The sequence below is a fragment of the Pilimelia columellifera subsp. columellifera genome, assembly GCF_039532605.1.
GTDB lineage: Bacteria > Actinomycetota > Actinomycetes > Mycobacteriales > Micromonosporaceae > Pilimelia > Pilimelia columellifera.
On record NZ_BAAARY010000017.1, the window covers coordinates 1 to 14,270 of the forward strand.

At 71.1% G+C, this 14,270-nt stretch carries 15 protein-coding genes; 9 read left to right on the plus strand and 6 right to left on the minus strand.

What is annotated here, in order from left to right; all coding sequences use genetic code 11:
* Positions 1-164: 164 nt before the first annotated feature.
* Positions 165-452 (plus strand): histidine phosphatase family protein, encoded by a 288-nt coding sequence (locus ABD287_RS15365; protein ID WP_344173664.1) that lies wholly within the window; start codon positions 165-167, stop codon positions 450-452.
* 46 nt (positions 453-498) lie between these two features.
* A complete protein-coding gene (locus ABD287_RS15370; protein WP_344173666.1) occupies positions 499-1,311 on the plus strand; it encodes an NAD-dependent epimerase/dehydratase family protein in 813 nt (270 codons plus the stop codon).
* Between the two features lie 31 nt (positions 1,312-1,342).
* Here the strand turns inward: ABD287_RS15370 and ABD287_RS15375 are convergent, their stop codons facing one another.
* Positions 1,343-1,606: a hypothetical protein gene (locus ABD287_RS15375; protein ID WP_344173668.1), complete on the minus strand. Its 264-nt coding sequence runs from the start codon at positions 1,604-1,606 to the stop codon at positions 1,343-1,345.
* A 186-nt stretch (positions 1,607-1,792) separates the two neighbouring features.
* Between ABD287_RS15375 and ABD287_RS15380 the strand changes: the two genes are divergently transcribed.
* Entirely contained in the window at positions 1,793-2,779 is a 987-nt protein-coding gene (locus tag ABD287_RS15380) for a tyrosine-type recombinase/integrase (protein WP_344173671.1), read from the plus strand.
* 20 nt (positions 2,780-2,799) lie between these two features.
* Here the strand turns inward: ABD287_RS15380 and ABD287_RS15385 are convergent, their stop codons facing one another.
* From ABD287_RS15385 to ABD287_RS15400, 4 genes are all read right to left on the minus strand, one after another.
* Positions 2,800-4,164 carry an MFS transporter gene (locus ABD287_RS15385; protein ID WP_425565637.1) on the minus strand — a complete coding sequence of 455 codons (1,365 nt, stop codon included), beginning with the start codon at positions 4,162-4,164 and terminating at the stop codon, positions 2,800-2,802.
* Positions 4,165-4,328: 164 nt separating this feature from the next.
* Positions 4,329-5,105 (minus strand): lysophospholipid acyltransferase family protein, encoded by a 777-nt coding sequence (locus ABD287_RS15390; RefSeq protein ID WP_344173675.1) that lies wholly within the window; start codon positions 5,103-5,105, stop codon positions 4,329-4,331.
* Positions 5,102-5,770, minus strand: a complete 669-nt coding sequence (locus tag ABD287_RS15395; RefSeq protein WP_344173677.1) for a hypothetical protein — start codon at positions 5,768-5,770, stop codon at positions 5,102-5,104. Before ABD287_RS15395 ends, ABD287_RS15390 begins: the two co-directional genes overlap by 4 nt.
* Positions 5,771-5,820: 50 nt before the next feature.
* Positions 5,821-6,840 carry a hypothetical protein gene (locus ABD287_RS15400; RefSeq protein WP_344173680.1) on the minus strand — a complete coding sequence of 340 codons (1,020 nt, stop codon included), beginning with the start codon at positions 6,838-6,840 and terminating at the stop codon, positions 5,821-5,823.
* 104 nt (positions 6,841-6,944) lie between these two features.
* Between ABD287_RS15400 and ABD287_RS15405 the strand changes: the two genes are divergently transcribed.
* Complete coding sequence (locus ABD287_RS15405) at positions 6,945-7,682, plus strand: sulfite exporter TauE/SafE family protein (protein WP_344173738.1); 738 nt, start codon at positions 6,945-6,947, stop codon at positions 7,680-7,682.
* 166 nt (positions 7,683-7,848) lie between these two features.
* A complete protein-coding gene (locus ABD287_RS15410) occupies positions 7,849-8,292 on the plus strand; it encodes a DUF4360 domain-containing protein (RefSeq protein ID WP_344173682.1) in 444 nt (147 codons plus the stop codon).
* Between the two features lie 183 nt (positions 8,293-8,475).
* On the opposite strand, the gene ABD287_RS15415 is transcribed toward ABD287_RS15410, so the two are convergent.
* Positions 8,476-8,970: a GNAT family N-acetyltransferase gene (locus ABD287_RS15415; RefSeq protein WP_344173684.1), complete on the minus strand. Its 495-nt coding sequence runs from the start codon at positions 8,968-8,970 to the stop codon at positions 8,476-8,478.
* 79 nt (positions 8,971-9,049) lie between these two features.
* Here ABD287_RS15415 and ABD287_RS15420 point away from each other — a divergent pair, with 79 nt between their 5' ends.
* The 4 genes from ABD287_RS15420 to ABD287_RS15435 all read left to right on the plus strand — a co-directional run bounded on the left by ABD287_RS15420 (position 9,050) and on the right by ABD287_RS15435 (position 14,269).
* Entirely contained in the window at positions 9,050-9,739 is a 690-nt protein-coding gene (locus ABD287_RS15420; protein WP_344173686.1) for an SDR family oxidoreductase, read from the plus strand.
* Positions 9,740-9,843: 104 nt separating this feature from the next.
* Positions 9,844-11,448 carry an IucA/IucC family protein gene (locus ABD287_RS15425; protein ID WP_344173688.1) on the plus strand — a complete coding sequence of 535 codons (1,605 nt, stop codon included), beginning with the start codon at positions 9,844-9,846 and terminating at the stop codon, positions 11,446-11,448.
* Positions 11,445-13,091 (plus strand): IucA/IucC family protein, encoded by a 1,647-nt coding sequence (locus tag ABD287_RS15430; RefSeq protein WP_344173690.1) that lies wholly within the window; start codon positions 11,445-11,447, stop codon positions 13,089-13,091. Before ABD287_RS15425 ends, ABD287_RS15430 begins: the two co-directional genes overlap by 4 nt.
* Positions 13,091-14,269, plus strand: coding sequence for a type III PLP-dependent enzyme domain-containing protein (locus ABD287_RS15435; RefSeq protein WP_344173739.1), 1,179 nt, complete (start codon positions 13,091-13,093; stop codon positions 14,267-14,269). Before ABD287_RS15430 ends, ABD287_RS15435 begins: the two co-directional genes overlap by 1 nt.
* Position 14,270: the final 1 nt, after the last annotated feature.

Here is a 14,270-nt window from a genome sequence, read left to right on the forward strand (position 1 = left end):
GGCGACGCCGACACCAACACCGAGCCCGAAAAGCCCACTACCGACGCCGCGAGACCGCCGAGTTGATCACGTAACCGAAAAGTACGGCTGTCGTACTAGGCTGGCACGAGTGTGACCTGGCCGCCGACGTGACCCCGATGCCGAATCCAGACGGCGACCAAGACGTGCCGTCTCGATACGCCGAGTTCCTGGCATCGACCCCGCCCCGGGAACGTGATCTCGGGGCGGGGCGGGTCGATGAGGCCGTCCGCCGGCTGGGGCAGGTAGGCAGCGTCGACCGGCACGAGCTGGTGGTCCGGCACGCGCTCGACGCCCCCTGGTGGAGGTGGCTCGGCCTGAACCAGGCCAATTGTGGCCTGACGATCGTCCAGTGGCGCGACAACGCCCCGCCGACATCGCTGTGTTTCAACGACACCGGCCACCTGCCCGCCGCGCTCCAGGGGTCACGGTAAGGTGAGCGCCCGCATTGGTCGCTGGGCGTTCGCGTAGAACTACGGGATGACCACCATCCTCATCACCGGCGCCGCGGGTCTTGTCGGCGGCATGCTGCGTTCCCGCCTGGCCAGGCAGGGCCGGACCCTTCGGCTGGTAGACGTGCGACCGATCACCCCGGTCGGGCCGGCGGAGGCGTGCTTCGTCCTCGACATATGCGGCGTCGACGCCCTCGCCGAGGTCTGCGACGGCGTCAACGCCGTCGTACACCTGGCCGGCATCGCCACCGAAGGGACGTGGGAGGACATCGCGCGGGTCAACATCGACGGAACCCGCGCCGCGTTGGAGGCCGCCCGCCGCGCCGCGGTGACCAGGGTGGCGCTCGCGTCGTCAAACCATGCGGTGGGTTTCCACACCCGACCCGCCGATGGCTCCGACCTGCCCGCCGGCTGTCCGCACCGCCCGGACACCTACTACGGGGTGTCCAAGGCGACCATGGAGGCGTTGGGCAGCCTGTACGCCGACCGGTACGGCATGGACGTGGCCGCGTTGCGCATCGGCAGCTGCTTCCCCGAACCGTCCGACGTGCGCGGGCTGGGGACCTGGCTGTCGCCGGACGACTGCGGTCGTCTCGTCGAGGCGGTCCTGGGCGCGCCAGCTGGGTTCGGTTACCGGCAGGTGTGGGGGGTGAGCGCGAACACCCGCCGCTGGTGGTCCCTGGCCGAGGGCCGGGCGTTGGGGTACGAGCCACACGACGACGCCGAACAGTTCGCCGCCGGCATCCCCGCCGACCTACCCGGGCCCGACTACGCGAATGACCCGGTGCTCAGCCGGGTCGGCGGGGCGTTCTGCGACTTTCCGCTGGGCGAGCCCGGATGACCAGCGGCGCAGTGGCCGCAGGTCAGTGGGGTCAGGCGGCGACGGGGGCTTTGGACAGGCACATCGTGGGAAACGCCTCGGCGGCCATGCCCCGCGCCCAGCACATACGCGGCACCGCAGTGTCGAGGTGGTCGAAGAACTCGGCCGCCGCCGCGGCCGCGCAGCCTTCACGCCCGTGCCGCAGCAGGGACCGCTTCACCGCCGCCCGTGCCGCCCCGACGCTGGGCCGCTCCGACGGCTGCAGGTCCGACAGGAACAACGCCTCGACAATCAGCTCACTCCACGTGCCGACCATGATCGCCTCCGAAGCTGTCCTACGAACCAAACCTGCCTGACCATCAGCAAACGCCTCCACGAGCGCATCCCCGTCGCACGCAGGTTGCAGAGCAGTAGCCGGCCACCCGGGCGCCCCGCCACGCCGAACGGCCCACACCCGAACCGACACCCACCGCACCACCGCCGACACCATAAGATTCAGGACATGGCTGACGTCGTCCCCATTACCTACCACCCCCCCGCCCTGCCCGCCGAAGCCACCGACATCGTCGACGCCTGGCTCGCCAACCGGCGACTGTCCGACAACACCCGGGCCGCCTACCGCAACGACCTCACCGGCTGGCTCGCCTGGTGCGCCAGCCACAACCTCAACCCGCTGCACGCCACCTTCCTGAACATCAACACCTACGCCCGCGACCTCGACAACACCACCGACCCCCGCACCGACAAACCCCTGTCCCCCACCACCGTCGCCCGGAAAATGTCCGCCCTATCCAGCTGGTACACGTTCCTCCACAGGCTTGGGGTCATCGCCAACAACCCCGTCGCCGCCGCCGACCGCCCCCGCCTCGACCGCGACCACTCCGCCACCATCGGCCTGTCCCCCGACGAAGTCGACGCCCTCATCCACGCCGCCCGCCACACCCCCGGAACCGCCAACGCCCGCAACCTCGCCGCCATCACCCTCCTGGCCGACCTCGGACTGCGCGTCGGCGAACTCGTCTCCCTCACCATCGAAGACCTCGGAACCGAACAAGGACACCGCAGCATCCGCTTCACCGGGAAAGGCGGCAAAGCCCGCCGCCGCGCCCTCACCCCACCCGCCGCCGCCGCTATCGACACCTACCTGGCGCAACGGGCGGCGCTCGCCGGTGTGGCCCCCAGCGACCTGCGCGGCCCGCTGCTGGCCACCAACACCGGCAAAGCCCTCGACCGGCACGCCATCTTCCGACTCGTACGCCAACTCGCCCACGCCGCCGGCATCCCCACCTGGCAGAAACTGTCCCCGCACTCCCTGCGGCACGCGTTCGCCACCACCGCCCGCGGCGAAGGCGTCCCGTTGGAAGACGTCCAGGACGCCATGGGCCACGCCGACCCGCGCACCACCCGCCGCTACGACCGCGACCGCCACAACCTCGACCGGGACCCCGCCTACGCCATCTGGGCAGCCAGAGCCCGCCGCGGCAAATAGCCGACCACCCCGACCGGCCGCTACAACACCCGGGGCGGGACGTTGCCCGCGGCCACGATCGCCCGCCGGATCGGCACCGCCAACAACAACACGAACCCCACCACGAAGAACACCAACAACGAAACGATCGCCACCCGGTACGAACCCGTCGTGTCGAACGCCAAACCGAACAACAACGGGCCCAACCAGCTCGTCCCCTTGTCGGAGATCTCATACAGGCCGAAGTACTCACCCTCCTTGCCTTTCGGGATGAGCTGCGAGAACAACGACCGGCTCAACGCCTGCGAACCGCCCAGCACAATCCCGATCGCCCCACCCAACGCGATGAACGGAACCGCCTGCCCCGCCGGCAGCCGGTACGCCACGATCACCACCACCGTCCACAACGCCAACGACAACAGAATCGTCTTCCACGCACCGATCCGCTTCGCCAACGCGCCCATCCCCAGCGCCCCGGCGAACGCCAGGAACTGCACCATGAGGATCGTCGGCACCAACACCTCATCAGAAAGACGCAATTCCTTCGTCCCGTAAACCGACGCCAACGCGATCACCGTCTGGATGCCGTCGTTGTACACCAGATAGGCGATGAGGAAGAACAACGTCAACGGGTACGCCTTCAAACTCCGCACCGTCGACCACAGCTGACGGAACCCGTCCACCAGCAGCGAACCCTGTGCCGGACCAGCCGCAGCCGGACGGTTCCGCAACAACACCATCGGCACGGTCGTGAACGCCGCCCACCACACACCCGCCGACACAATGCTGTACCGGGCCACCTCAGCGGTGTCCCACCCCAACGAATCCTTGAAGAACACCGCCGCCACGTTCACCGCCAGCAGCACCCCGCCACCCAGATAACCGAACGCCCACCCGACGCTCGACACCGAGTCCCGCTCATCCGGGCCGGCGATCTGCGGCAGGAACGAGTGGTACACCACCACACTCGCCCCGAACGCGATATTCGCCACCAGGAACAGTGACGCCCCCAACAGATACCGGTCCCCGGTCATGAACACCAGGGCCGCCGTCGCCCCCGCGCCCACATACGCGAACAACGCCATCAGCTTCTTCTTGTGCGCCGACCGGTCCGCCATCGCGCCGACCACCGGCAACACGAACACCGTCAGGAACACCGACAACGACGTCATGTAAGGAAACAACGCCCCCGGGGCGATCTGCGCCATGCCGAAAAAACTCACCCGGCCGACACACGCCACCTCACCCGAGCAACCCGCCGCCCGCTCCGCGACCGAAGTCAGATAGGGGCCCAGGAAAACCGTCACCACCGTCGTCGAGAACGCGGAGTTCGCGACGTCGTAGAAGTACCAACCCACCCGCTCCCGACGCGACGACACCGACGCCGACGCGGTCACCGAGCCCACACCCCACGACCCACCAGCACCGCCCCCAACACCTCAAACCCATCCGTCATGATCCCGACCACCGGAAACCGCCAAACCACACCCGGCCCGGCCAACAGTCGTAGAACGCTCTACGAGGCGACACGCAGGAAGTATGCCCGGCACGGCCACCCACCCGAGGGCAGTCAACGCCGGTGAACAGGCGCCTGACGCGAACGCTCACTGGTCACCGGGCGGGTCGGATCAACCCAACGAGGGCCCTGCGGCTCACCCGCGCGCAACGGAACCAGGCCAGCCGTCACCGCATCCATGATCCGCTCCGTGGCGCGGGCCGCGTCGCCGGTGACCGACAACGACAACCCAGACAGATCCACCGGCGGCCCGAACCACACCCGCGCCACCGGACGCCGCCACAACGCCCGCAGCAACGTACGAACCACCCGACGCGGCGCCCCGTACGGCAGCAACTCCTGCGCCCCCCACTGCGCCACCGGCACCACCGGAACACCCAACGTCAACGCCAACCGGGCCACACCCGTCTTGCCTCGCTCCGGCCACAGACCCGGATCCAACCCGATCCGACCCTCCGGATACACCAACAACACCGACCCGCCGCGCAACGCCACCGCCGCCGCGTCAACCGCCGCCGCGGCCGCGCCCGGCCGCCGATCCACCCGCACATGACCGCACGAACGCATGAACCAACCCAACACCGGCGCCCGAAACACACCCGCCGTAGCCATCACCCGCGGCGCCACCCCCAACCGACGCGCCGCCGCCGCCAACACCACCGGGTCGGCCAAACCCAGGTGGTTCGCCGCCAACAACAACGGCCCGCCGGACCAACCGGGCGGCAGACCACCCGACACCCGCAGCCGGGCGAACACCGCAACCACCACCCCCGCCAGCCACAACGACGCCCGCCACAACCGCGGCGGACGCCACCGCGACACCACCGTCACGACCCGGGCAACTCAGCCAGTCGGGCCTCCACCTCAGCCAACTCAGCCCGCAACTGCTCCGCCCGCTCCCGGGCCCGATCCCGCTCCACCACCACGATCTGCTCCACTGCCTCCTGCACCGCAGGAACCTCCAACAACCCCACCAACCGCAACGCCTCCGCCGGACGGATCACACACGGCTTCGCCAACACCCGCGAACCCTGCTGCGCCGACACCGACCACTCACCCTCCGCATACCCGACCGTGATCGTCAAACCAGCCGGCCCCTTCGCCCGCCCCGCTTTCGGAACCCGCCGCACACGACCAGACTCCTCCTGCGCCCGCTGCTGCGGAGCCACGACCGCCACCGGAGCCTCCACCACCGGCGGCAACAAACCAGGACCCGGAAGCGGCTCCTCGACAACAGCCACCGGCGGCTGGGCCTTCGGCCGACCAGCGCCACGCGGGGCGATCATCACGTCCGACAGACCGAACGGCAGCTCATCCCGGCCGAACCGCACCACCACCTCCGCGTCGTCATCGGCCACCGACACCACCTGCCCCACCTGCCCGGCCACCTGACCCGCCGCATCGGTGAACATCACCCTCGGCCGACGACCCGCCGCCAGCGAATCACGAATCGAACCCAGATCATCGGCAGTCAGACCAGACCCACGCGCGCCCATCAACAAACCCCTCGTAGCAGCGACAACAACCCCGGATTCCTACCACCGAGCTACGACACCCGCGCCACCGGCCGCGCCCCCACCACCGCCGCCAACAACAACCCCACCGCCGACGCCACCACCGGCGCGCCCGTCCAGTACTCCACCACCGACGGCAACCCGGCCGACACCACCGTCACACCCATCAACACCGACCACCACACCAACGGGACCGCCGCCCCGAACAACAACCACCCCCGCAGACCGCCAACCCCCGGACGTAGCCACCACACCAGACCCTCAACCAACACCCCACACACCAACACCGCCACCGTCCACACCCACGACCCGAACCCTGTCACCGCCCCCGACAACAACGCCGCCACCGCGAACAACAACAACGCCGCCCCCACCGGCACCCGCCCTCGCCGCGCCAACAGCAACAACGCCGACAACAACACCACCGTCGTCACCACCACGCCGGTCAGGAACCGCACCGCCCCATCATCAGCGCCCGGCGCCTCCGACGGATGCGACAACACCGCCACCACCGCCGCCGGCGACCACGCCAACGCGTTGCCGTACTGCAGGAACAACAACGCCAACAACGACGCGAACGCCCACGACAACAACAACGGCAGCTCCCGCCACCCACCCTCGGGCCGATCCCACCGCGACCGCACCGGACCCGTCACGATCACACCCATCGTGATCACCAACACCAGATGTGTAGGGCTGAACAGAATGCTCAACCCCTGCTCGATCCCGAACACCTCATGCCAGGCGAAGTCAGCGACCCCCGCCACCGCGAACGCCGGCGCCGCCACCAACGACGCCCCATAACCCACCGGGGCCACCGCCGCGCCCCGCTCCCCCGCCAACAACCGACCCAACGCCGGCCAACACAACCACCCCGCCGACGCCACGAAGCCCGAATAGAACACCGCATGCCACGGGGTGAAGAACGTCTCCAACTCCGGGATGTTGTTATGAGCCCAGGAATCCAGGAACAGACCCGCCGCGAACCACGCCGACAACAACGACGCCACAAGATCAAACCGGAACGACGCACACGGCCGCTGCCCCGCCATCGCCACCACCTTCGAGAACAGAACCAACAAGGAGCGAGAACATTAGCCCGACCGCAGACCTCGCCCACCCCGACCTAACCCTCGGGCTCGCCCTGCTCATCATCATCGCCGCCCTCGCCGCCGGCTGGATCGACGCCGTCGTCGGCGGCGGCGGACTCCTGCTCCTACCGGCCTACCTGCTCGCCGGACTCCCACCAGCCACCGCGCTCGGCACCAACAAAGCCACCGCCATCACCGGCACCACCGCCGCCGCCATCACCTACAGCCGCAAGACCACCATCGACTGGACCACCGCAGCGCCCACCGCCGCCCTCGCCGCCGTCTGCTCCGGCATCGGCGCGGCGCTCGCGGCCAACATCCCCGCCGACGCCTTCCGGCCGGTGGTCCTCGGTGCGTTGGCCGCGGTCGCCGCCTACGTCACGCTGCGACCCGTAGCCGGGGTGAACGTCACCCCGCATCCACGCACGACCGCGCGCACCGCCACGGCCGTGCTGCTCTGTGGAGGGCTCATCGCCACATACGACGGGCTGATGGGGCCCGGCACCGGTACTTTCCTCGTGCTGACGTTCACCGCGATCCTGGGAACCGACTTCGTCCGTAGCTCGGCCATGGCCAAGGTCGTCAACGCGGCCACGAATCTTGGCGCGCTGGTGGTGTTCGGGCTCGCCGGACAGGTGTGGTGGCAACTCGCCGCGACCGCGGCGGCGGCGAACGTCATCGGCGCTGTCATCGGCGCGCGGATGGCGCTACGGCACGGCGCCGGATTCGTGCGGGTGGCGCTGCTCGTGGTCGTCGTGGCGATGCTCGGACGGCTGGGCTACCTGGAACTGACCTCAAGCTGAGAGTCAACCAGGGTATCGATGAGCGCCCCTATAGTTCTCATTGGCCGTCGACCCCGGCGGTCCACAGTAACCGAACGGGGACCGTCATGATCACGCATCTTCTACCCACGCTACGTCGACTCACTACCGGGGCGGCCATCGGTGTTGCCGGAACACAGCGCTGACGGTGGCCAAGAGCCACTTCGTCGTGGAAGCGGGACGGCTGGTCGGACCCGGCGGTCCGCCGACCTGGCTACCGCTGGGCATGCGGACCTGTCGGGTCACTGCGACGGTCCAGAGCCCAGGCTGGACCGTCGCAGTGACGACGCCCACCACCGTCGGCTACGCCAACCTGGAGGCGGGCTCCACCGCCCGCTACCAGGGCGTGCTGCGCCTGACCGGCGCCGATGGCGTGGCCAGGGCGTCATGGCGGGGACGCGGGCCGTTCACGGGCGACTACCAAACCGCGGGCGAAATGTCCACCGGGTATGCCCCGTGCGGTGTCGAACCAGTGCTTACCGTCGTCGAGCGGGCCATGATCACGGCTGGTGAGTCGCCAGAGCGGGCCAGCATCCTGACAGCTGATGATCTCATCGCCGACTTGCGTCGTCGTTCAGCACTTCCCTTGTAGTCGATCAGCCGTTGGTAGTTGTACACATCCCCCGGCTGACTGGATTGCAGAACCGGTCAGCCCGGACGGCGGGGTCGGTGCGAAGCGCCTTAATTTGTTTGGGCTTGGTGTGCGGAGCACACCTTGTAAGGCGTCCTAGGAAGATAGGTTTATGTGTGGGGTTCGTAAACGGGCGGGACAGGGTCACCGGGGCGTGACGGCTAACTTGTAGCCCAGGTGGGAGTCGACGAAGCCCAGTCGGCGGTAGAAACGGTGGGCGTCCGCCCGGGAACGGTCGCTGGTGAGCTGGACCAGGGCGCAACCGCGGGCGCTCGCCTCGGCCACCGCCCAGCGCATCATGGCCGCGCCCAGTCCCCCGCCACGCTGGTCGGTGTGCACCCGGACCGACTCGATCTGGACCCGGGTGGCGCCGCCGCGACTCAGCCCGGGAATGAACGTCAGCTGGAACACCCCGACCAACGCCTGCGCCGGGCTGAACGCCACGACGAGCAGTTGGGACCGGTCAGCGTCGATGGCCGTGAACGCGGCACGGTACGGGGCCAGCCTGGACGGATCGTCGCGTGCGGCCCCGAGCGGATCGTCGGTCAGCAGCCCGATGATCGCGGGGAGATCAGCTTCGGTGGCCCGGCGGAGCGCGAAATCTCCAGAGGGGACGGTGAGCGTGGTCGGCAATGACATGGGGACCAGTGTGGCGGGTGACACCACCGTTAACGCGTCCTAGGAGGCTAGTTCTGTTGGTGGCGCGTATTCTGCCGGAATGCGGACTGCCCTCATCACCGGAGCCACCTCCGGCATCGGAATGGCCATCGCCCACGCCCTGAGCCGGCGGGGCGACCGGTTGATCGTCTGTGGGCGCGACGACGAGCGTCTGGGCCAGCTGATCAAACGGTTGCCTGGCGCGCGTGCCTTGATCGCGGACCTGTCAGCGCCGGCCACACTGCAGGACACGCTCGCCGGGGCGCTCCCCGAGCGGCTGGACGTCCTGGTTCACAGCGCCGGCGTCGCGCTGCTCGGACCACTCGCCGACGCCGGGCCGGCAGCCTGGCAACAGACCCTGACGGTGAACCTCGCCGGGCCGGCGGAGCTGACCAGACTCTGCCTGCCGGCGCTCCGCTCCGCCCGCGGCCACGTCGTAATGATCAACTCCGGAGCGGGGAAACAGGCCAACGCCGGCTGGGGCAGCTACGCGGCCAGCAAGTTCGGGTTGCGCGCCCTCGCCGACGTGCTGCGCGCCGAAGAAGCGCCCAACGGCGTCAAGGTCACCTCCGTGTATCCGGGGCGCACCGCGAGCGCTATGCAGGAGTCGGTGCACGCCCAGGAGGGCCGGACCTACCATCCCGCGCGGTGGATACAGCCCGACAGCGTGGCGCTGGCGGTCGCGGCCGCTCTCGACCTACCGGCAGACGCTGAGTTGACCGAGTTGGTAGTCCGTCCGCGGCCGCTTTGACCGCTGGGTCCCAGCGCGTATGCCCTCGGGTGGGGGCGGCTGCGGGGTGTGGGTGAGGATTGGCGCACGCGCCGGGCGCCGGCGGGTTCATGGGACGGTGATGGGTGAGTACGGTGGCCGGCGCGTTGGCGCGTGCGGAGTCGGAGTTGGCGGGGGCGCCGGCGGGGCTGGTGGAGCGGGTCCGTGACCAGGCGCCCGGGGCGGCGGCGGCGGTCCTGGCGCGGCTGTGGGGGGCGTTCGCCCGGGAGCGGTTGCCGCTGGTGGCGTCCCGCGGGCGGGCCGGTGGCGAGTTGGTGGTGCGGCTGTCGGACGGGCGGACGCTGCGAGGTCCGGCCGCGGCGGCGGCGCCGTTCGCGGTGGCCGGGCAGGGTCTGACGGTGTGGCTGGACGGAGAGGTTTTCGCTGATCCGGCAGCGTTGCTGACGGAGGTGTGTCACGGCGCCGGGTCGGTGGCGGCGGAGCTGGCCGGGAGCGTGGCGAATCTGGCGCTGGGCCGGGCGGGCGCGGCGGCCGCGCCGACCTGGGCGGAGTTGGCGGCGATGGCGCCGGCGGAGGCGTTGGTGGCCGCGGAGCAGTCGGTGGTGGACGGGCATCCGCTGCACCCGGGTTGCCGGTTCCGCGGGGCGATGAGCGCCGCCGACGTGCTGGCCTACGGGCCTGAGCACCGGCCGATGGTGGCGTTGGAGGTGTTGGAGGCGCCGCCGGGGCGGTGGTTGAGCACCGGGGCTGGGCTGCCGCCGCGGTTGTTGGCGCACCCGTGGCAGGTGGCGCGGGTGTTGGACCGGTACCCGGGGGTGCGTCGCGTCGGGCGGCAGGTGGTGGGGCGTCCACTGATGTCGTTACGGACGCTGTCGCTGGGCGCGGGTCGAGGGCATGTGAAGACGTCGGTGTCGGCGCAGATGACCAGCGCGGTGCGGATCGTGTCGCCGGCGGCGGTGCACAACGGTCCGGTGGTCAGCGCGCTGCTGGCGCGGTTGGCTGAGCGCACGCCGGGGTTCGCGCCGATGGCGGAGTCGGCGGCGGGCGCCGTGCTGGTGGACGGGGCGCCGTGCCGGGAGTTGGCGATGGTGCTGCGGGATGCCCCGACGCTGGCGCCGGGCGAGGTGGCGGCGCCGTGGGCGGCGTTGACGGCGCGGCGCCCGGCCGGCGCGGCGTCGTTGGCCGGGCAGTTGGCGGACGTCGGGTACGGCGGGAATGTCGTCGCGTTGGCCGCGGACCTGGCGACCACGATGCTGCGGCCGGTGGTGGCGTTGCTGCACGCCGGGGTGGCGTTGGAGGCGCACGGGCAGAACACGCTGGTGGTGGTGCGGGGCGGGCGTCCGACGCGGTTGCTGTACCGGGACACCGGCGGGGTGCGGATCAGCGCCCGCCGGCTGGCCGCTGCCGGGATCGCCGCCCCGCCGCTGCACGGCGATCTGGCCTGTGAGGACCCGCGGGAGTTGCGGACGAAGGTCGCGGCGGCGGTGGCGGTGCCGTTGGGCGAAATGGTGACGGTCCTCGCCGAGCACGGCCAGGTGGCGCCGGAGCGGTTGTGGGCGGCGGTGTCGGCGAGCGCCCGGGACGCGTTCGGGCGGGTGCCCGGGTCGCGGGACCGGGTGCTGTTGGACGGTCCGTTGCCGGTGAAGGCGACCACGGCGATGCGGTTGGCTGAGGATCCGCTGGCGGACCTGTGGGCGTGGCTGCCGTACGGGTGGGACGGGACGTGGTGAGCGGCGCCGTTGAGCAGGTGCGGCGGTGGGCGCCGGAGTTGGCGGAGGCGTTTGCGGCGCAGTTGCCGGTAGCCGCCGACGTGGTGGGTCGGCGGCTGCTGGCGGCGTTGCTGCGCGAGGGCCTGGCCGACGATCTGGGGGTGGGCGCCGGCGGCGGGGTGGGCGTCCGGCACGGGTTCGGTCGGGTGCAGGTGCGGCGGTTGCCGGCGGGCTGGTCCATGGCCGGCAGCCTGGCGGGCGCCGTGGGCGGCGCGGCGTTGTTGACCGAGTTGGCGGACGCGGTAATCAACCAGGCGATCGCTTCGGCGCGGGCTGGGCGGGTGGCGGGGCCGTGCGGCGGGGCGGACGCTGGCGCGGTCGCGGCGGAGCGTTGGGCGATCCAGGGGCACAATCTGCACCCGTGTGGCCGGACCCGGCTGGGTTGGTCGGTGCCGGACGTGTTGGCCCACGATGTGGAGGGTCCGGGGACGAGCGTCCGGTTCGTGGGGGTGCGGCGCGGGCTCAGCCGGGGCGACGACGTGGGGGCGGCGTTGGCGCGGCTGTACCCGCAGACGCCGGCGGCGCCGCCCGGGTATGTGACGCAACCGGTGCACGCCTGGCAGTTGGGCGCGTTGCTGCGGGGACAGCGGGAGGCGTTCGAGGAGGGTCTGCTGACGGTTCTGGACGGCGAGTTGCCGGCGTGGCCGGGGGCGGCGGTGCGTACCGTGCTGTTGCCGCCGGGCGCGGACGGGCGGGCCAGGTATCTCAAGCTGTCGTTGGATGTGCAGATCACCTCGACGCGCCGGACGATCTCGGTGGCGAGCGCGCGCAACGGCGCGCCGGTCGGCCAGACGTTGCGTAAGGCGTTGGGTGATGATCCGGACGGGCATCGGGTGCTGCTGCTCGACGAGGTGGCCGGGGCGGGGGCGCCGGCGGTCGGGGATGGTCGGCAGGTGTCGGCGATCCTGCGGGAGGGGTTGGACGGTCAGCTCGTCGCCGGGGAGCGTGCGGTGCCGGGGGTGGCGTTGGCCGCGGTCGGCCCGGATGGGCGGTCGGGGGTGGCGACAGTGGTGGACGAGTTCGCCGCGGCCAGGGGTTTGTGGGACGGGTCGGCGGCGGCGTTGGCGTTCGTTGGTGAGTACGGCCGGCTGTTGTTGGGGCCGGCGTTGCGGTTGGCGTCCCGGTGTGGCATCGGGGTGGAGGCGCATCTGCAGAACTGTCTGCCGACGTTCGTCGCCGGGGCGCCGTACCGGATGGTGTGGCGGGACTTCGCCGGGCTGCGGCTGTTCCCGCCGCGGCTGGCGGCGGCGGGTCTGGCGACGCCACTGTGGCCGGGGTCGGCGATCGTGGCCGAGTCGGTGGAGCAGGTGCGGGCGAAGGTGGGGTACACGGCGTTGCAGGCGCACCTTGGCGAGGTGGTGGTGCAGCTGGTGGGGTCGCACGGGCTGGACGAGCGGGCGGCGTGGCGGGTGGTGCGGCAGGTCGTCGACGAGGCGTTGGCGCCGTTGCGGGCGGATCCGGTCACCGCGGCGGCGGCGGATGCCGACCACGCGGCGTGGACGGCGCCGACGGTCCCGCACAAGGCGTTGGTGCGGATGCGGCTGGCCGGTGGCGGGGACCGGTACCGGCCGGCGCCGAACCCGTTGCGCCGGGGCACGTGGTGATGACGCTACCGGCGTCGGTGGTGGCGGCGGTGCGGACGGCGTCGACGCCGGTGTGCGCGTACGTGTACCAGCGGCAGGCGTTGGCGGCGGCCGTGGCCGCGGTGCGGGAGGCGTTGCCGGCGGGGGCGGGGCTGCTGTACGCGGTGAAGGCCAACGGGCATCCGGAGGTGGTGGCGCAGTTCGCCGGTCGTTGCGACGGGCTTGAGGTGGCCTCGGGTGGGGAGTTGGCGCTGGCGGTGGCGGCCGGCGCCCGGCGGGTGGCGTTCGGCGGGCCCGGAAAGACCGACGACGAGCTGGCGGCGGCGGTGCGCGCCGGGGCGGTGTTGCATGTGGAGAGCGTCGGTGAGCTGCGCCGGTTGGCTTGGACGCTCGGTCAGGGGGCGCGGTGGCCCGGTGGCGGGCGGGTCCCGGTGGCGGTGCGGGTGAACCGGGCCGGGGGCGCGCTGACCGGCTCGCACCAGATGACTGGGGCGGCGACGCCGTTCGGGGTGGACGAGGCGCAGCTGGGCGAGTTCGTGACAGCGGCCGGGCTGGCGCCGGGGGTGCGGCTGGTGGGTTTCCACCTGCATGCGGTTTCCAACAGCCTGGACGCGAAGGCGTATGCGGCGTTCGTCCGGGAGGCGGTGGCGTGGGCGGGCGCGGCGGCCGGCCAGCATGGTGTGGATCTGCGGATGGTGAACGTCGGCGGCGGGCTGGGTGTCGACTACGCGGGGGGCGAGCGGTTCGACCTGGGCGCGTTGCGGGTCGGGTTGGCCGGTCTGGAGCTGCCGCCGGGGGTGGAGCTGGTGTTCGAGCCGGGACGGTTCCTGGCGGCCGATGCCGGCTGGTACGCCGCGCAGGTGCTGGACCTCAAGCGCACCCACGGGCGGTGGTTCGCGGTGCTGCGCGGGGGCACACATCATTTCCGGCTGCCCGCCGCCTGGGGGTATTCGCACCCGTTCACGGTGCTGCCGGTGGACCGGTGGCCGTACCCGTTCGCGCGGCCGCAGGTCGTCGGCGTCGAGGTGGACGCCGTCGGGGAGCTGTGCACGCCGCGCGACGTGCTGACCCGGGGGCAGCGGGTGGACCGCCTCCGGGTCGGTGACGTGCTGGTGTTCGGCCGGGCCGGGGCGTACGGGTGGGACATCTCGCACCACGAGTTTCTGCGACATCCGAAACCCGCGCTCATCGTGGTGTGAG

Excerpts from the sequence above, each read along its gene's own strand:
- ABD287_RS15415 (WP_344173684.1), bottom strand. The coding sequence starts at position 8,970 with ATGTCATTGCCGACCACGCTCACCGTCCCCTCTGGAGATTTCGCGCTC.
- ABD287_RS15435 (WP_344173739.1), top strand. The coding sequence starts at position 13,091 with ATGACGCTACCGGCGTCGGTGGTGGCGGCGGTGCGGACGGCGTCGACG.
- ABD287_RS15395 (WP_344173677.1), bottom strand. The coding sequence starts at position 5,770 with ATGGGCGCGCGTGGGTCTGGTCTGACTGCCGATGATCTGGGTTCGATT.
- ABD287_RS15420 (WP_344173686.1), top strand. The coding sequence starts at position 9,050 with ATGCGGACTGCCCTCATCACCGGAGCCACCTCCGGCATCGGAATGGCC.
- ABD287_RS15375 (WP_344173668.1), bottom strand. The coding sequence starts at position 1,606 with ATGGTCGGCACGTGGAGTGAGCTGATTGTCGAGGCGTTGTTCCTGTCG.
- ABD287_RS15380 (WP_344173671.1), top strand. The coding sequence starts at position 1,793 with ATGGCTGACGTCGTCCCCATTACCTACCACCCCCCCGCCCTGCCCGCC.
- ABD287_RS15370 (WP_344173666.1), top strand. The coding sequence starts at position 499 with ATGACCACCATCCTCATCACCGGCGCCGCGGGTCTTGTCGGCGGCATG.
- ABD287_RS15400 (WP_344173680.1), bottom strand. The coding sequence starts at position 6,840 with ATGGCGGGGCAGCGGCCGTGTGCGTCGTTCCGGTTTGATCTTGTGGCG.